The sequence below is a fragment of the Vibrio sp. Isolate32 genome, from assembly GCF_022397955.1.
Classification (GTDB): Bacteria; Pseudomonadota; Gammaproteobacteria; order Enterobacterales; family Vibrionaceae; genus Vibrio.
Map to the genome: position 1 here is coordinate 87,452 of NZ_JAKEUQ010000003.1, position 17,059 is coordinate 104,510.

Annotated in this window: 12 protein-coding genes and 10 tRNA genes; 21 read left to right on the forward strand and 1 reads right to left on the reverse strand. The window is 46.0% G+C overall.

Annotated features, from left to right (window positions below; genetic code table 11):
• The first annotated feature begins 27 nt into the window (after positions 1 to 27).
• On the forward strand, positions 28 to 1,008 hold the full coding sequence (gene rpoS / locus L1D11_RS02995; RefSeq protein WP_239831483.1) for an RNA polymerase sigma factor RpoS: 981 nt from the start codon (positions 28 to 30) through the stop codon (positions 1,006 to 1,008).
• An 87-nt stretch (positions 1,009 to 1,095) separates the two neighbouring features.
• On the opposite strand, the gene mutS is transcribed toward rpoS, so the two are convergent.
• Positions 1,096 to 3,657, reverse strand: a complete 2,562-nt coding sequence (mutS, locus tag L1D11_RS03000; protein WP_239831484.1) for a DNA mismatch repair protein MutS — start codon at positions 3,655 to 3,657, stop codon at positions 1,096 to 1,098.
• 124 nt (positions 3,658 to 3,781) lie between these two features.
• Here mutS and pncC point away from each other — a divergent pair, with 124 nt between their 5' ends.
• The 20 genes from pncC to L1D11_RS03100 all read left to right on the forward strand — a co-directional run bounded on the left by pncC (position 3,782) and on the right by L1D11_RS03100 (position 17,052).
• Entirely contained in the window at positions 3,782 to 4,276 is a 495-nt protein-coding gene (gene pncC / locus L1D11_RS03005; protein ID WP_239831485.1) for a nicotinamide-nucleotide amidase, read from the forward strand.
• Between the two features lie 139 nt (positions 4,277 to 4,415).
• Positions 4,416 to 5,456: a recombinase RecA gene (recA, locus tag L1D11_RS03010; protein WP_017056586.1), complete on the forward strand. Its 1,041-nt coding sequence runs from the start codon at positions 4,416 to 4,418 to the stop codon at positions 5,454 to 5,456.
• Between the two features lie 332 nt (positions 5,457 to 5,788).
• Positions 5,789 to 8,371 (forward strand): alanine--tRNA ligase, encoded by a 2,583-nt coding sequence (gene alaS, locus L1D11_RS03015; RefSeq protein ID WP_239831486.1) that lies wholly within the window; start codon positions 5,789 to 5,791, stop codon positions 8,369 to 8,371.
• Between the two features lie 220 nt (positions 8,372 to 8,591).
• Positions 8,592 to 9,773, forward strand: a complete 1,182-nt coding sequence (locus tag L1D11_RS03020) for an aspartate kinase (protein WP_239831507.1) — start codon at positions 8,592 to 8,594, stop codon at positions 9,771 to 9,773.
• A 92-nt stretch (positions 9,774 to 9,865) separates the two neighbouring features.
• The gene (csrA, locus tag L1D11_RS03025) at positions 9,866 to 10,063 is read left to right on the forward strand and encodes a carbon storage regulator CsrA (protein WP_021712262.1); all 198 of its coding nucleotides are present in this window, start codon (positions 9,866 to 9,868) and stop codon (positions 10,061 to 10,063) included.
• A 475-nt stretch (positions 10,064 to 10,538) separates the two neighbouring features.
• Positions 10,539 to 10,631 (forward strand) — tRNA-Ser (locus tag L1D11_RS03030).
• Between the two features lie 43 nt (positions 10,632 to 10,674).
• A tRNA-Arg gene (locus L1D11_RS03035) sits at positions 10,675 to 10,751 on the forward strand.
• A 44-nt stretch (positions 10,752 to 10,795) separates the two neighbouring features.
• Positions 10,796 to 10,888: transfer RNA gene (locus L1D11_RS03040), tRNA-Ser, on the forward strand.
• A gap of 89 nt (positions 10,889 to 10,977) precedes the next feature.
• A tRNA-Arg gene (locus L1D11_RS03045) sits at positions 10,978 to 11,054 on the forward strand.
• A gap of 68 nt (positions 11,055 to 11,122) precedes the next feature.
• Positions 11,123 to 11,199: transfer RNA gene (locus tag L1D11_RS03050), tRNA-Arg, on the forward strand.
• A gap of 79 nt (positions 11,200 to 11,278) precedes the next feature.
• Positions 11,279 to 11,355: transfer RNA gene (locus tag L1D11_RS03055), tRNA-Arg, on the forward strand.
• A gap of 53 nt (positions 11,356 to 11,408) precedes the next feature.
• Positions 11,409 to 11,485 (forward strand) — tRNA-Arg (locus L1D11_RS03060).
• Between the two features lie 58 nt (positions 11,486 to 11,543).
• Positions 11,544 to 11,620: transfer RNA gene (locus tag L1D11_RS03065), tRNA-Arg, on the forward strand.
• A 57-nt stretch (positions 11,621 to 11,677) separates the two neighbouring features.
• Positions 11,678 to 11,754: transfer RNA gene (locus tag L1D11_RS03070), tRNA-Arg, on the forward strand.
• A 57-nt stretch (positions 11,755 to 11,811) separates the two neighbouring features.
• A tRNA-Arg gene (locus tag L1D11_RS03075) sits at positions 11,812 to 11,888 on the forward strand.
• A 375-nt stretch (positions 11,889 to 12,263) separates the two neighbouring features.
• On the forward strand, positions 12,264 to 12,521 hold the full coding sequence (locus L1D11_RS03080; protein WP_004741884.1) for an oxaloacetate decarboxylase subunit gamma: 258 nt from the start codon (positions 12,264 to 12,266) through the stop codon (positions 12,519 to 12,521).
• Between the two features lie 31 nt (positions 12,522 to 12,552).
• Complete coding sequence (gene oadA / locus L1D11_RS03085) at positions 12,553 to 14,337, forward strand: sodium-extruding oxaloacetate decarboxylase subunit alpha (protein ID WP_239831487.1); 1,785 nt, start codon at positions 12,553 to 12,555, stop codon at positions 14,335 to 14,337.
• 9 nt (positions 14,338 to 14,346) lie between these two features.
• Positions 14,347 to 15,477, forward strand: coding sequence for a sodium ion-translocating decarboxylase subunit beta (locus L1D11_RS03090; RefSeq protein WP_239831488.1), 1,131 nt, complete (start codon positions 14,347 to 14,349; stop codon positions 15,475 to 15,477).
• 153 nt (positions 15,478 to 15,630) lie between these two features.
• Complete coding sequence (locus L1D11_RS03095; protein WP_239831489.1) at positions 15,631 to 16,584, forward strand: NADP-dependent oxidoreductase; 954 nt, start codon at positions 15,631 to 15,633, stop codon at positions 16,582 to 16,584.
• A gap of 6 nt (positions 16,585 to 16,590) precedes the next feature.
• Complete coding sequence (locus tag L1D11_RS03100; RefSeq protein WP_239831490.1) at positions 16,591 to 17,052, forward strand: YqaA family protein; 462 nt, start codon at positions 16,591 to 16,593, stop codon at positions 17,050 to 17,052.
• Positions 17,053 to 17,059 lie beyond the last annotated feature (7 nt).

Here is a 17,059-nt window from a genome sequence, read left to right on the forward strand (position 1 = left end):
ATGCTAATTTCGCCAGGGGGAGGCGTTATGAGTATAAGCAATGCAGTAATCAAAGAAGAGTTCGATCTTGTTCAAGTGACCACGGAATCGGAGACACTTGAACAAGAGAAGCGAACTGCTACCAAGAAAGCCGAAGCGAAAGAAGAAGTTGAAGTTACGTCTAAAAGTTTAGATGCCACTCAACTCTACTTGGGTGAAATCGGTTTCTCACCACTACTAACCGCTGAAGAGGAGGTGCTCTACGCACGTCGAGCTCTACGCGGTGATGAAGCAGCACGCAAACGCATGATCGAAAGTAACCTGCGTTTAGTAGTAAAAATTTCTCGTCGTTACAGCAACCGTGGTCTAGCACTTCTTGATCTAATCGAAGAAGGTAACCTAGGTTTGATTCGCGCGGTAGAGAAGTTTGACCCAGAGCGTGGCTTTCGTTTTTCTACCTACGCAACATGGTGGATTCGTCAGACCATCGAGCGTGCTTTGATGAATCAGACTCGCACTATCCGTTTGCCAATTCATGTTGTGAAAGAGCTGAACATCTACCTGCGTACTGCAAGAGAACTATCACAGAAACTTGACCATGAACCAACAGCTGAAGAGATTGCTTCTAAGCTTGATAAACCTGTTGGTGACGTAAGTAAGATGCTTCGTCTAAACGAAAGAGTGAGCTCGGTAGATACGCCAATTGGTGGTGATGGTGAGAAAGCACTACTGGACATTATTCCAGATGTGAACAACTCAGATCCTGAGGTTTCGACTCAAGATAGCGATATCAAAAACTCACTGATCTTCTGGCTTGACGAGCTGAATCCTAAGCAGAAAGAGGTGCTTGCACGTCGATTTGGCCTACTAGGCTATGAACCGTCAACACTAGAAGAAGTTGGTCGTGAAATCAGCCTGACTCGTGAACGCGTTCGTCAAATCCAAGTAGAAGGCCTTCGTCGTCTACGTGAGATCCTTATCAAGCAAGGTTTGAACATGGAAAACCTATTCAACGTTGAAAACGACTAAACGATATCCACTGATATCGAATCAAAAAAACGCTGACTTAATGTCAGCGTTTTTGTTTTTATCGAGCTTAAAGATGCTTGCCTTTGATTAGAGCAGCCTCTTCAAGCGGTACAACTCTTCCAGCGCTTGGCGTGGCGTTAAATCATCAGGATCCACGTTCGTTAATGCTTGTTCAACTTCACTTGGCTCAGGGATAAGGCTCAGTTGGTTCGCAACATCAACTGAGCTCGGCTTCGATATAGGAGATTCAATACTCAATGCTTCAAGTTGTGTCAGCTTAGCGCGAGCGTTCTTGATCACAGCTTTTGGTACGCCTGCCAACCCTGCAACCGCTAGGCCGTAAGATTTACTCGCTGCGCCTTCTTGAACTGCGTGCATAAAGGCGATGCTGTCACCGTGCTCTACTGCGTCTAAGTGAACGTTGGCCAGTGTTGGAATCTGGTTTGGTAGTTCGGTTAGCTCAAAGTAGTGTGTGGCAAACAGTGTCATCGCATTAATTTGATTCGCTAGCCACTCAGCACTTGCCCAAGCTAGAGATAGACCATCGTAAGTACTGGTACCACGACCGATTTCATCCATCAGCACCAGACTGTTTGGCGTTGCATTGTGCAGGATATTAGCCGTTTCTGTCATCTCAACCATGAAAGTTGAACGACCAGACGCTAGATCATCTGATGCGCCAATACGAGTAAAGATACGGTCGATAGAGCCAATGGTTGCACTTTCTGCTGGAACATAACAACCGATATGTGCCATTAGCGCGATAAGTGCCGTCTGACGCATGTAAGTCGATTTACCACCCATGTTTGGACCTGTGATGATTAGCATTTTACGCTTATCATTAAGGTCAATTGGGTTAGCAATGAATGGTTCATCCATCACTTGCTCAACCACAGGGTGACGGCCTGCTTGGATGTGGACGTCAGCAGATTCCGTCATGGTTGGACGACAATAATCGAGTGTATCTGCACGCTCGGCTAAGTTCTGTAAGACATCAAGCTGAGACACAGAAGAGGCGATGTTTTGTAGTCGCTCTAAATGTGGCAGTAGCAAATCAAACAGCTCTTCCCATAGTTGCTTCTCGATAGCCAGAGCTTTCGACTTAGAGTTTAGAACTTTGTCTTCGTGCTCTTTTAGCTCAGGAATAATGTAACGTTCAGCGTTCTTTAGTGTTTGACGACGTACATAGTGTGGCGGCACAAGGTGACTTTGCCCGCGGCTTACTTGAATGAAGAAACCGTGTACGTTGTTGTAGCCAACTTTAAGTGTGTCGATACCATGGCGCTCACGCTCTTCTTGCTCTAATTGATCAAGGAATTCGGTTGCACCAGCAGCTAGGTTACGCCATTCATCTAGTTCGGTATTGTAGCCTTCAGCGATTACACCACCGTCGCGGATAACCACTGGTGGGTTTTCTTTGATGGCGCGCTCTAGTAGCTCTGATACTTCATCTAAAGGAGATGCATACTGAGCAAGTTGAGTCAGGTATGGATGCTTAAGCTGGGTTAGCGTTTCTGCAAGTTCTGGTAGGTATTCCATCGCTTGACGAAGTCGCGCCATATCACGTGGGCGAGCAGAGCGAAGTGCCAATCGAGCTAAGATGCGCTCAATATCACCAATCTGTTTCAGTGTTGGCTGCAGCTCAGTAAATAGAGCCAAATCTTTCATTTCGCCAATCGCGTCTAGGCGTTGATCCAGAGCCGAGATATTACGCATTGGTTGATGTAACCAACGTTTAAGCATACGACTACCCATAGCGGTTGCTGTGTGATCCAGCACTTCAGCAAGAGTGTTGTCGGTACCACCGCCAAGGTTTTGCGTGATCTCTAGATTGCGGCGAGTCGCAGCATCAAGGATCACTGAGTGATCTTGCTTATCCATTGTCAGTGAACGAATATGCGGAAGCGCAGTACGTTGAGTATCTTTTACATATTGAATAAGGCAGCCGGCTGCACACAAGCCAAGTTTCGCGCCTTCAACGCCAAAACCAACAAGGTCACGAGTGCCAAACTGTTGGTTCAACTGCTGCTTAGCGGTATCTAATTCAAATTCCCATACTGGACGACGACGATTGCCTGTGCGGCTTGCCATTAATTTAACGGGTTCGAAATCTTCAGGGAACAACAACTCACGCGGAGAGGTTCTCTGTAGCTCTGCTGCCATTGCTTCTTCGGTTTCAGGTTCACACAGTTGGAATCGGCCAGAGGTAATGTCTAACGTCGCGTAACCAAACTTGTGGTTGTGGTGGTAAATAGCGGCGATTAAGTTGTCGACGCGTTCAGAAAGCAGTGCTTCATCGGTTACGGTACCCGGTGTCACGATACGCACAACTGCACGCTCGACAGGGCCTTTTGAAAGTGCTGGATTACCAATCTGTTCACAAATTGCTACGGATTCACCGAGTTGCACTAACTTAGCTAGATATCCCTCAACGGCATGGTACGGGACGCCAGCCATTGGGATTGGCTCACCATTTGAAGAGCCACGTTTAGTCAGTGAAATATCGAGGAGTTGAGACGCTTTTTTTGCGTCATCGTAGAAAAGCTCGTAGAAATCACCCATGCGGTAGAACAGCAGAATTTCTGGGTTTTCTGCCTTCAGTTTTAGGTACTGCTGCATCATGGGAGTATGTTTTTGATCGGCTTTCACAGTTAACTTCTTTCGTTTATTTCTATTGCGGCTTAGGATACGTGAAAGCGTTTCGTGCGAAAAGCGGCTGAAGCGAAAAGATGCGTATCCAAATGTTCTAATGGTAAATAAAGGGAAGCTGACAATGCAGATGACTCAAGATCTTAGTGAAAAACTCGGACTGTTGCTTGCAGAGCACAATCAGGTGTTGGTGACTGCCGAGTCTTGTACTGGTGGTGGTGTAGCAAGTGCGGTAACGGATATCGCTGGCAGCTCTGCTTGGTTTGACCGCGCTTTTGTCACTTATAGCAATGAAGCAAAGCAAGAGATGATTGGCGTACAGTTAGAAACCTTATTGGAATTTGGTGCGGTCAGTGATCCTGTCGTTATAGAAATGGCTAAAGGTGCGCTAGAGCATTCGAATGGAACCGTCGCGGTGTCAATTAGTGGTATTGCAGGTCCTGGCGGCGGTACAAAAGAGAAGCCTGTTGGTACAGTATGCTTCGCGTGGAAAGCGCTAAATGGCTGGGATAAAGTAGAAACGCATGTATTTACAGGCGACAGATCACAAGTACGCCAACAAGCCACGCACCATGCCCTGCAAGTTATTTATGATTACCTATCAATGGAAGGTAAGTAACATTTGTACAAATTATTTTCACACAGGTATAGACACTGTATGAATCAACAGTATAATGAAAGCCAATTAGTCACCCCTATGTGGGTTAGAAATAGATTCTAGATCGCTTGTTGAGACAACCGATTATGTGGAGATAGAGATGGACGAGAATAAACAAAAAGCGTTAGCCGCAGCCCTTGGTCAGATTGAAAAGCAATTTGGTAAAGGTTCTATCATGCGTCTTGGTGATAACCGCACAATGGACGTAGAAACTATTTCTACAGGTTCTCTATCTCTAGATATCGCACTAGGTGCTGGTGGCCTACCGATGGGACGTATCGTAGAAGTTTACGGTCCAGAATCATCAGGTAAAACAACGCTAACGCTTGAGCTTATTGCTGCAGCACAGAAAGTGGGCAAGACGTGTGCTTTCGTTGATGCGGAACACGCACTAGACCCTATCTACGCTCAAAAGCTTGGTGTTGATATCGATGCGCTTCTTGTTTCTCAACCAGATACTGGTGAGCAAGCGCTAGAAATCTGTGATGCACTGGCTCGTTCAGGTGCAATCGATGTACTTGTTATTGACTCAGTAGCAGCATTAACACCAAAAGCAGAAATCGAAGGCGAAATGGGCGATAGCCACATGGGGCTTCAGGCTCGTATGCTTTCTCAAGCGATGCGTAAGCTAACTGGTAACCTAAAGCAGTCTAACTGTATGGCTATCTTCATCAACCAAATCCGTATGAAGATTGGTGTGATGTTTGGTAACCCAGAAACAACAACTGGTGGTAACGCTCTTAAGTTCTACGCATCTGTTCGTCTTGATATCCGCCGTACTGGTGCGATCAAAGATGGTGATGAGGTTGTTGGTAACGAAACGCGTATCAAGGTTGTTAAGAACAAGATTGCGGCACCGTTTAAACAAGCTGAAACTCAAATCCTATACGGCAAAGGCTTCAACCGTGAAGGTGAGCTTATCGATTTAGGCGTTAAGAACAAGCTTGTAGAAAAAGCGGGCGCTTGGTACAGCTACAAGGGCGACAAGATCGGTCAAGGTAAAGCTAACGCTGGTAAATACCTACGTGAAAACCCAGAAGTTGCTCTTGAGATCGACACTAAACTTCGTGAGTTACTACTGACTCCTGCTGTTCTTGAAGAGAAAGACGTAGAGAAAGAAGAAGAAAACGAAGAGCTATAAGCTAACGTTTTATAGAGTAGATGTTTGAAAGAAGCATCCACTTTGAAAGAACTCAAAGCCTCGCATACTTTATGCGGGGCTTTTTTATTGGAGCAGTTCCGTCGAGCATGTATTTGGTCAACTCTCTTTCGTTGACTGAGTTTCTTCGGTACTAGGTCGTCAATTTAGTTCTGCTTTTCCACAGCTAGATATAGTGGAATATTCTTCATTTTATCGAATTCCCACTAAAATCCTGCCCAAGGGTGTCTTTTCTACAAGAAAACTAGTCGAAGCCTTAACCATGATCTACAATACGGCAAAATTCTAACTCGACTATTTTCAGGAAGAGCTGCATGTACATGAGCACTGATGAGGTTCGCAACGCGTTCCTTAAGTTCTTTGAGAGCAAAGAACACCAAATCGTAGACAGTTCATCGTTAGTTCCACATAACGATCCAACCCTGCTATTTACTAACGCAGGTATGAACCAATTCAAAGATTGCTTCTTAGGCGCTGAAAAGCGTGCCTACACTCGAGCAACTACGGCTCAGCGTTGTGTACGTGCGGGTGGTAAACACAATGACCTTGAAAACGTAGGTTTCACGGCTCGTCACCACACGTTCTTCGAAATGCTAGGCAACTTCAGCTTTGGCGACTACTTCAAAGAAGAAGCGATTGGTTTTGCTTGGGAATTCCTGACTGAGACTCTGCAACTGCCAAAAGACCGTCTGCTGGTAACAGTATACGAGACAGATGACGAAGCATTCGATATCTGGAACAAAAAAGTAGGTGTTCCTGCTGACCGTATCGTTCGCATTGGCGACAAAGAAGGCGGTAAACAGTTCGAGTCTGATAACTTCTGGACGATGGGTGACACAGGTCCTTGTGGTCCATGTACTGAAATCTTCTACGATCACGGTGAGCACATCTGGGGCGGCCGTCCTGGTACACCTGAAGAAGATGGTGACCGTTTCATCGAGATCTGGAACAACGTATTCATGCAGTTCAACCGTCACGCTGACGGCACAATGGAACCGCTACCTAAGCCTGCTGTAGATACAGGTATGGGTATTGAGCGTATTTCTGCAATCATGCAGGGCGTTCACTCTAACTACGAAATTGATGTGTTCCAAAAGCTAATCAAAGCGACAGCGGAAGTTGTGGGTCATGACGATCTATCTAACCAATCACTACGCGTTATTGCTGACCACATCCGTTCTTGTTCATTCTTAATCGCTGACGGTGTTATGCCTTCAAACGAAGGTCGTGGCTACGTTCTACGTCGTATTATTCGTCGTGCAGTTCGTCACGGTAACAAGCTTGGCGCACAAGGCGTGTTCTTCCACAAACTTGTGGGTGTACTGGCTGAAGTGATGGGCTCTGCGGCAGATGAACTTAAGAAACAGCAAGAGCTTGTTGAAAAAGTACTTCGCATTGAAGAAGAGAACTTCGGTCGTACTCTAGAGCGCGGCATGGTTATTCTTAATGATGCACTAGATGCACTTGAAGGCAAAGAGCTTGACGGCGAAACAGTTTTCAAACTTTACGACACATACGGCTTCCCAGCTGACCTGACTAACGATGTAGCTCGTGAACGCGACTTTACTATCGATGAAGAAGGCTTTGAGAAGGCGATGGAAGCACAGCGCAAGCGTGCACGTGAAGCTGGCCAATTCGGCACTGATTACAACGCGACGATCAAAGTAGACACCAACACTGAGTTCTGTGGTTACACAGGTACAGAAGGTGCTGGTGAAATCTCTGCGTTATTTGTTGACGGCGAAGAAGTATCTTCACTATCGGCTGGCGACAAAGCAATCATCATCCTTGAAGAGACACCATTCTACGCTGAGTCAGGCGGCCAATGTGGTGATGCTGGTACACTAAAAACAGCGTCGGGTCTTTTCAAAGTACAAGATACTCAGAAGCTAGGTAACGCATTTGCGCACCACGGTGAGCTAGTTGAAGGTGTATTTGCTAAGGGCGATAAAGTAGAAGCAACGGTTGACGCTGAGCGTCGTGCTGCTATCTCACTAAACCACTCTGCAACTCACTTACTTCACTCTGCATTGCGCGAAGTTCTAGGTGAGCACGTTGCTCAGAAAGGTTCTTTAGTTAAGCCAGACAACCTACGTTTTGACTTTTCTAACCTTGAAGCGGTAACACCTGCACAGATTAAAGAAGTAGAGCGTTTGGTTAACGCACAAGTTCGTAAGAACCACGTGATTGAAACCAACATCATGGATATCGAGTCAGCGAAAGAAAAAGGTGCAATGGCACTGTTTGGCGAGAAGTACGATGATGAAGTGCGCGTTCTATCTATGGGCGATTTCTCTACTGAGCTTTGTGGTGGTATCCACGCAAGCAACACTGGTGACATCGGCCTGTTCAAGATCACTTCTGAAGGTGGTATCGCTGCGGGTATTCGTCGTATTGAAGCGGTAACGGGTGAAGCTGCACTAGATGCAGTAGAAGCTCAAGCTAACGCTTACGAAGAGAAACTGGCTGAGTCAGCTAAGAAAGCAAAATCTTTAGAGAAAGAAATCCAACTGCTTAAAGAAAAGATGGCTGCAGCAGAAAGCGCAAACATCATGGGCAAAGTAGAAGAAATCTCTGGTACTAAGGTACTGGTTGCTGCCATTGAAGGTGCAGACAACAAGAACCTACGTACTATGGTTGATAACGCTAAAAACCAAGTGGGTAGCGGCATCATCCTGATCGCTAACGTAGCAGACGGTAAAGTTGGCTTGATTGCAGGTGTAACTAAAGACCTTATCGGCAAAGTAAAAGCCGGTGACCTAGTTAAGATGGTTGCTGAGCAAGTTGGCGGTAAAGGTGGCGGTCGTCCAGATATGGCTCAAGCGGGCGGTACTGACGTTGAAGCACTACCTGAAGCGCTTAAATCTGTTCGTACTTGGCTAGAAGAGCGTCTTTAAGCTTAAATAATTGACACAAAGATGCCCAATCAGTTGATTGGGCATCTTTTATTTTGCCTATTGGAAGAGTGTCTCAACCAGGTTTGATTGAGATTAACCAAGAAGTTTAATGTCAGCGTTACACTTCTTGGTTAATTTTTTATTGCTTCGCCATGACGCGGAGCGTGTGTTTTTTTGTCATATATAGACATTGGTCTTGGGAAGGTGAGGACGGGTGAAAATGCCTCTTATCGTGCAGAAGTTTGGCGGAACGTCGGTGGGTTCAATAGAAAGAATCCAACATGTAGCAGAGAAAATCATTGAAGCGAAAAATGAAGGCAATCAGGTTGTGGTTGTGGTCTCTGCTATGTCAGGTGAAACGAATCGGTTGGTTAACTTAGCCACTCAAATCGATAGCGTACCAAATGCTAGAGAATTGGATGTGTTGTTAACGGCTGGAGAACAAGTTTCCATGGCACTGTTGGCGATGACGCTGCACAAGTTAGGTTATGAAGCGACATCGATGACGGGCTATCAAGCTGGGATTCACACCGATTCGAATCATAACAATGCGACGATCGAGCGTATTGATACTACTCCTATTCAAGCCTTGCTAGACGACAATCAGATTGTGATTGTGGCCGGCTTTCAAGGTATGAACGCTAAAGGCGACATTACGACATTAGGCCGTGGTGGTTCCGATACCACAGCGGTTGCGTTAGCTGGCGCCCTTCAAGCTAAAGAGTGCCAGATCTATACTGATGTCGATGGCGTATACTCGTGTGACCCTCGCGTTGTTAAACATTCGAAGAAGTTAGATACCTTAGACTTTCCATCGATGGAAGAGATGGCTCGACGTGGCGCTAAGGTGTTACACCTTCCTTGCGTTCAGTATGCTTGGCAACACAATGTGCCATTGCGCGTACTTTCAAGCTTTGAACAAGGTGAGGGCACACTGATTGCAGGCGACCAGTGTTTGAATGATATTTCAGGCCTGGCTATACAAAGAGATATGGTGCGTATTGAGTGTTTGAATGAGGACCTCGATTCTTTCTTATCGCATTGCCAACTGTTAGGAATTGAAGTCTGTAGTGTGATCGAGGAAACAGATCGGGCAGCACTCATTATCAAACAAGACATAAGTGCCAAATTAAAACTAGTTTTTGATGAGAAAATCCGTAATAGTGAACGGGTTAGTTTGTTAACTGTGGTAGGAAGCCGAACACAAGAAATTGTGGTCAGTTCACATGGATTGTTGTCTGAAGGCGAAATTGGTGTACAGCATCACTTATTGCAGCAGCAGTCTTTAACCTTGGTGGTATCACCAACGCAAGTCGATATGGCTGCTAACATATTACATAATGCATACATCGTAGCGCGTGAAGCACAGGGTTACCCTAAAAAAGAAGTGCATTTTGGTTAAATAAACTCAATCGATAGTTTACGAAAATATAACTTTTGTTGGATAATGCTCTCGTAGCTAGATAAATTTAGAGATTACTCAAGGAGCAAAGAATGCTAATTTTGACTCGCCGCGTTGGCGAAACACTGATGATTGGTGATGAAGTAACAGTTACTGTACTAGGCGTTAAAGGTAACCAAGTACGTATCGGTGTTAACGCACCTAAAGAAGTATCTGTTCACCGTGAAGAGATCTACATGCGCATTCAAGCTGAAAAAGGTAATGGTAACGTTGCAACTGGCAACTACTAATACTTTGCGTAGAGAAGAGGCTAGCATTATTGCTAGCCTTTTTTGATCTTGGATTATGAGAAATCGATGTTGGGGTATTGATTCATCGGATAGTGCGTTTGTTTTGATTCCATTGAGTGAATACTCCAGTAAGCGGAGTGTTATCTGAGTTTTTGCATGATCAAGCTCGTAGCGATATTTATCTGCCACACTTCAAGATTTATTGGCTTCCCCTATAGCGCAAATACGCATCCCGTAGTATTGTTCATCCAGCGGTAGCACTTGCTGCTGAAGAAATTAGATAATTGTTTTTAGCGGTTTATTATTGCCAATCTTTCGCCTTAATTTTTAAGGGAAAAAGCGCGCTTTTGATGTTATAAGTTCAAATTGCAGGCGCTTTGATTAAATAGCAAACGGTTGAGTGTTTTTGTCCCATTTTTTTCAATAAAGTGTTTGACATATTTTCGGTAAAACGTAATATGTGCCTCCGCAAGACGGTGAGGTGGCCGAGAGGCCGAAGGCGCTCCCCTGCTAAGGGAGTATGTGGTTTGTAGCTGCATCGAGGGTTCGAATCCCTCCCTCACCGCCATTTCTTGCGAGTCTAAAGTTAGCAACTTAGGCAATGTAAATGTGCGTCCTTAGCTCAGCTGGATAGAGTACCTGGCTACGAACCAGGCGGTCGGAGGTTCGAATCCTCCAGGACGCGCCATTCTCTCTTCTCTTACTTGTAAGTGATTTTAGAATAATGAATTAGGTGAGGTGGCCGAGTGGCCGAAGGCGCTCCCCTGCTAAGGGAGTATGTGGTTTGTAGCTGCATCGAGGGTTCGAATCCCTCCCTCACCGCCATTCATTACAGGCCGATGGCCTTTTTTTTTCTTCGTAGCAAGAAGAATGTGATATATTTCACAACTTCATTCTTAATGAATGAACACCGTGCGTCCTTAGCTCAGCTGGATAGAGTACCTGGCTACGAACCAGGCGGTCGGAGGTTCGAATCCTCCAGGACGCGCCACTATTTAAGGGTTTCTTCTCATGAGAATGAAAATCCTTGTATTGGCTATAAGTTGATACTAAAACCGTGCGCTCTTAGCTCAGCTGGATAGAGTACCTGGCTACGAACCAGGCGGTCGGAGGTTCGAATCCTCCAGAGCGCGCCACTATTTTGGGTTTAGTTCTAATAAGAATGTGAATCCTGATGTTGATTAATCGTTCGTCGAGAATTAATATCAAAACCGTGCGTCCTTAGCTCAGCTGGATAGAGTACCTGGCTACGAACCAGGCGGTCGGAGGTTCGAATCCTCCAGGACGCGCCACTATTTAAGGTTCTATTGATCCTTGTATTGACTAAGTTGATACTAAAACCCGTGCGCTCTTAGCTCAGCTGGATAGAGTACCTGGCTACGAACCAGGCGGTCGGAGGTTCGAATCCTCCAGAGCGCGCCACTATTTAGGGTTTCCATTGTGAACTCCTGATGTTGCGAATACCAATATCGAAAACTGCGCGTCCTTAGCTCAGCTGGATAGAGTACCTGGCTACGAACCAGGCGGTCGGAGGTTCGAATCCTCCAGGACGCGCCACTCTTTAGGGTTTCCTTGTGAACTCCTGATATTGGGAATACTGATATCGAAAACCGTGCGTCCTTAGCTCAGCTGGATAGAGTACCTGGCTACGAACCAGGCGGTCGGAGGTTCGAATCCTCCAGGACGCGCCACTCTTTAGGGTTTCCTTGTGAACTCCTGATATTGGGAATACTGATATCGAAAACCGTGCGCTCTTAGCTCAGCTGGATAGAGTACCTGGCTACGAACCAGGCGGTCGGAGGTTCGAATCCTCCAGAGCGCGCCACATTATTAAAAAAAGCCTCGTTTTTACGAGGCTTTTTTTATGTCCGATGCATAAATGTTGATCAAGTGTTAAAATTACTTAACATTTAACTTGTTGTATTTTAAGTGGTTATCGAGTACTTCCTTGTTATTCCACCTTTTTCATATCATTTCTTAGAAAAGCCCCGTTTAAGTCACAGTTTAATTCTCTAAAAATTACATGTTTGACAGATTTATGTGATCTGGCAGGCGAATAATCAACCTAATGTGTGCGTTATCCGTAACAGAACCTTAAACAAAATTGACAAAGTTTTACCAATCGAGATAATCCAAGGGTCGGGATCACTATTCGCTGAAATCCTGTACACATGTCAGGATGACGAAGAAAGGAAGCAACATGACTAATATTGGAAGCCTGCTAGGAGATGCGGCGACTCTAATGATAACGGGGATGTCCGTTGTCTTTATTTTCCTAACTATTCTAGTTTACCTCGTTCGGTTGATGTCAAAACTGGTACCAGAAGAAGTACCAGAGCCGATCGCAGCACCTAAAAAAATTCAAAAATCACAATCAAACCCTTCAGCTGTTAGTCCACAGGTAGTGGCAGCAATTTCGGCCGCGGTTCATCAATACCGTGCGTCTACTGCTAAGTAGCATTTAAAGGATTAAAAAGGAGTTTATGAGCATGTCTAAACCACTAGCTATCACAGATGTGGTACTTCGTGACGCGCACCAGTCACTATTTGCTACTCGTATGCGTATCGAAGATATGCTGCCAATTGCGGCAGAACTGGATAAAGTCGGTTACTGGTCACTTGAGACTTGGGGCGGCGCGACGTTTGATTCGTGTATCCGTTTTCTTGGCGAGGATCCATGGGAGCGTTTACGTGAGCTGAAAAAAGCGATGCCAAACACACCAATGCAGATGCTACTGCGTGGTCAAAACCTATTGGGCTACCGTCACTACGCGGATGATGTAGTTGAAAAATTTGTTGAACGTGCCCATAAAAACGGCATGGACGTATTCCGTATCTTTGATGCGATGAATGACGTACGTAACTTTGAAAAAGCAGTGAAAGCAACGATCGACGTTGGTGGCCACGCTCAAGGTACGTTGTCTTACACAACTAGTCCGGTCCACAACTCAGATACTTGGGTTGATTTGGCTAAGCGTCTAGAGGACCTAGGTTGTCACTCACTATGTATCAAAGATATGTCAGGCTTATTAAAGCCGTATGAAGCGGAAGAGCTGATTACACGTATCAAAGCATCGTGTGACGTTCCTCTAGCGCTGCATAGTCACGCGACAACAGGTCTATCGACTGCAACAGCGGTTAAAGCCGTTGAAGCGGGTATCGACATTCTAGACACCGCTATCTCTTCAATGAGCTGTACTTACGGCCATACGCCAACTGAAACGGTTGTTGCGATGTTAGAAGGTACAGAGCGCGACACGAATCTCAAACTAGACCAAATCGAACCCATCGCAGCTTACTTCCGTGATATACGTAAGAAGTACGCGAAATGGGAAGGTCAGCTAAAAGGCGTCGATTCTCGCATCCTGATCGCTCAAGTTCCTGGCGGCATGTTAACTAACATGGAAGGCCAGCTTAAAGAGCAAGGCGCAGCCGATCGTATGGATGAAGTTCTAGAAGAGATCCCACGCGTACGTAAAGAGCTTGGGTACATTCCGTTAGTAACACCAACTTCTCAGATTGTCGGTACTCAAGCGGTTATTAACGTCTTAACGGGCGAACGCTATAAGAGCATCACGAAAGAGACTGCTGGTTTACTGAAAGGTGAATACGGTCAAGCCCCTGCTGAAGTGGATGCTGAACTGCAAGCGAAAGTTCTCGATGGTGCAGAGCCGATTACTTGTCGTCCTGCAGATTTACTTAAGTCTGAAATGGATACGTTAACGACGGATCTGTTAGAGAAAGCGAAATCCGAGGGAATCTCTCTAGCTGAAGATACGGTTGATGATGTACTGACTTACGCACTCTTCCCACAAGTGGGTCTTAAGTTCCTCAAGAACCGCCGTAACCCTGAAGCATTTGAACCTGCACCAACGCTAGAAGCTGCGGCTCCAGTTATAGCAGTTCCTGTACAAGCTTCTGGTGGTATTGAAAGCTACAGCGTGAAGGTTGATGGCCAGGTTTATGATGTTGAAGTTGGCCCACAAGGTGAACTGACATCGGTAGCACCATCTGCAAAACCTACTCAAGCGGCTCAGGCTGCTCCGGTAGCAGCTTCTGACGCTGAAGCAGTTCCAGCACCATTGGCGGGTAACATCTTCAAAGTGAACGTTCAGGCGGGTGCTGAAGTTGCTGAAGGCGACGTTCTGCTAATCCTAGAAGCGATGAAGATGGAAACGGAAGTTCGTGCTGCTCGTGGTGGTATCGTTCAAGAATTGAATGTTAAAGAAGGCGATGCAGTTACTGTAGGCGCTCCACTACTTAGCTTAGCGTAAGGGAGTACCATGGAAGGATTGATGACCTTATGGTCTGAAACAGGGATTGCGAACTTTGAGTTCGGCCAGATTTGTATGATGTTGGTTGGTTGCTTACTGTTGTTTTTGGCAATTCGTAAAGGATTTGAACCGTTACTGCTACTACCTATTGGTTTTGGTGCTGTATTAGCAAACATTCCAAATGCTGGGTTTACTGATCCCGGTGGTTTGCTGTACTACGTTTACTACATTGGTATCGAAACGGGCATTTTCCCACTGCTGATCTTTATGGGCGTGGGCGCGATGACGGACTTTGGTGCATTGATCGCTAACCCTAAAACCTTGTGGTTAGGTGCAGCTGCTCAGTTCGGTATTTTCGCAACACTATTTGGTGCGATCTTGCTGAACTACATTCCAGGCATGGAATTTACGATGGCAGATGCTTCTTCAATCGCAATCATTGGCGGTGCAGATGGTCCAACGGCTATCTTCTTAGCGAGTAAGCTCTCTCCTGATCTGTTAGGTGCGATTGCCGTAGCTGCATACAGCTACATGGCTTTAGTTCCTATTATTCAGCCGCCAATCATGAAGGCGTTAACGTCTCCAGAAGAGCGCAAAATTAAGATGGCTCAACTTCGTCATGTTAGCAAAGCAGAGAAAATTCTTTTCCCGCTTGCTGTTCTACTGATGACGATTTTGTTCCTACCTTCAGCAACACCTCTAGTGGGTATGTTCTGTCTGGGTAACTTGATGCGTGAAGCGGGTGTGGTTGATCGCCTATCGAAAACAGCGCAAAACGAACTGATTAACGTTGTGACTATTTTCCTTGGTCTCGGTGTTGGTTCTAAGCTTCAAGCGGATACCTTCTTGAACTTAGAGACGCTAGGTATTCTAGGCTTAGGTGCGGTAGCATTCAGTATCGGTACTGCGGGTGGTGTGTTGATGGCGAAGCTGTTAAACCGTTTCTCGAAGGAGGACATCAACCCACTGATTGGTGCTGCTGGTGTATCAGCGGTTCCAATGGCGGCTCGTGTTGTGAACAAGGTTGGTCTTGAGGCGAACCCTCAGAACTTCTTGTTGATGCACGCAATGGGGCCGAACGTAGCAGGTGTACTAGGTAGTGCGGTTGCGGCTGGTATTCTATTAGCGCTAGTCGGCTAATGGATAGCTAGGTCATGTATCGTTACGTTAATTGGTCGTCAATTTACGAATGAGCGGTTAACTTAGCCTTATTAAATGGTTTATAGTCGAAGGGATGCTTGTGCATCCCTTTCTTTTATTCGTTAGGTTTTAACTAATTAGGGACGTGTTTAAATGGGAAATAGACAGATAGCGATTACCGAGTTTGGTGGGGTAGAAAACCTTGTACTTCAAACCAGTTCAATACCAGAGCCTAAAGCTGGCGAAGTAGTGGTTAAGGTCTCTTTTTCCGGCGTCAATCCGATAGATGTTAAAACCCGTGCAGGGCTAGGTTGGGCGGCTGCACAAAACAAAGATAACTTACCTTGGGTACCAGGCTATGATATCGCGGGGCAAGTGGTTACGTTAGGCGAACAGGCTGAGCGTTTTACTGTTGGTGATAATGTGGCGGGCTTTATCGGCTTCCCATTGCAAGGTGGTGGCTACAGCCAATATGTGTGTGTACCTGAAACTGCGCTGAGCATCATTCCTAACTCTGTAACGTTAGAAGCGGCAGCGGCTCTCCCTCTAGCGAGTCAAACGGCGGCACAAGCGCTCAATAAAGCGGAAGTGAAAGAGGGCGATCGCGTACTCATTTTAGCGGGTGCGGGTGGTGTTGGTCACATTGCCGTTCAAATCGCCGTTGCAGCCAAAGCTGAGGTTTACACCACTTGTAGTGAAGCAAACCTTGATTACCTAGCAACGCTAGGTGCCCATGCTATCAACTATAAATTTGCTCCAGCGTCTGAACGTGTATCGGATGTTGATGTGCTGATTGATTTGGTGGGTGGCGATACGGCGCTTGATGCGTTGAAGTGCCTGAAGGATGGCGCAAGAGTGGTTACCGTTCCGACCCTATCAGCAGAGTTAATCTGTGAGAAGGCAAAACTTTTAGGTTTCACAGCATCAGGTATGTTGGTGGAACCTAATCCAGAGCAAATGGATACCATGCTTTATATGGTGAGTGTTGGATTGCTAAAAACAGAAGTTCAAGGTATTTACCCGCTGGAAGAGGCACAGTCGGCTCATCTGCAGGTAGAAACCGGACACACCAGAGGCAAGGTACTGCTTAAGATGCAAGAAGGTTAATATGCAGTGCTAGAGTTCTTTAATTCTCTTTTCGAAAACATAGCGCTGTGGTTCTCTGATTCAGCGCTATGGGTCTTATTTATCAGTGGCTTCTTGAGTGCCACCTTGTTGCCCGGAGGCTCTGAAGCGAGCCTGGTCGCGGCATTGAGCTTAGATCAATTTTCAACATCGTCGATCATTCTGATAGCGACTCTCGGTAACACCTTAGGTGGCCTCACCAACTATTGGATTGGTTTGTGGTTGCCTAATCGAACTCAATCAGAAAAGCATGGTCATAAGGCTATGGCTTGGCTAAGCCGTTATGGTTACTGGACTTTACTATTCAGTTGGTTGCCCGTTATCGGTGAGCCTCTGTGTCTAGCTGCTGGTTGGCTGAGAATGAAATTCATCCCTAGCGTTATCTTGATTGCGATTGGCAAAGCTGCTCGCTATAGCTTACTTGCTGCTATCTATTTCGGTTTTTTCTAAGGAGAAC

What these genes read in the sequence shown, in the direction of transcription:
- rpoS (WP_239831483.1), top strand. Translation starts at nt 28, where the DNA reads ATGAGTATAAGCAATGCAGTAATCAAAGAAGAGTTCGATCTTGTTCAA.
- pncC (WP_239831485.1), top strand. Translation starts at nt 3,782, where the DNA reads ATGCAGATGACTCAAGATCTTAGTGAAAAACTCGGACTGTTGCTTGCA.
- recA (WP_017056586.1), top strand. Translation starts at nt 4,416, where the DNA reads ATGGACGAGAATAAACAAAAAGCGTTAGCCGCAGCCCTTGGTCAGATT.
- alaS (WP_239831486.1), top strand. Translation starts at nt 5,789, where the DNA reads ATGTACATGAGCACTGATGAGGTTCGCAACGCGTTCCTTAAGTTCTTT.
- L1D11_RS03020 (WP_239831507.1), top strand. Translation starts at nt 8,592, where the DNA reads ATGCCTCTTATCGTGCAGAAGTTTGGCGGAACGTCGGTGGGTTCAATA.
- csrA (WP_021712262.1), top strand. Translation starts at nt 9,866, where the DNA reads ATGCTAATTTTGACTCGCCGCGTTGGCGAAACACTGATGATTGGTGAT.
- L1D11_RS03080 (WP_004741884.1), top strand. Translation starts at nt 12,264, where the DNA reads ATGACTAATATTGGAAGCCTGCTAGGAGATGCGGCGACTCTAATGATA.
- oadA (WP_239831487.1), top strand. Translation starts at nt 12,553, where the DNA reads ATGTCTAAACCACTAGCTATCACAGATGTGGTACTTCGTGACGCGCAC.
- L1D11_RS03090 (WP_239831488.1), top strand. Translation starts at nt 14,347, where the DNA reads ATGGAAGGATTGATGACCTTATGGTCTGAAACAGGGATTGCGAACTTT.
- L1D11_RS03095 (WP_239831489.1), top strand. Translation starts at nt 15,631, where the DNA reads ATGGGAAATAGACAGATAGCGATTACCGAGTTTGGTGGGGTAGAAAAC.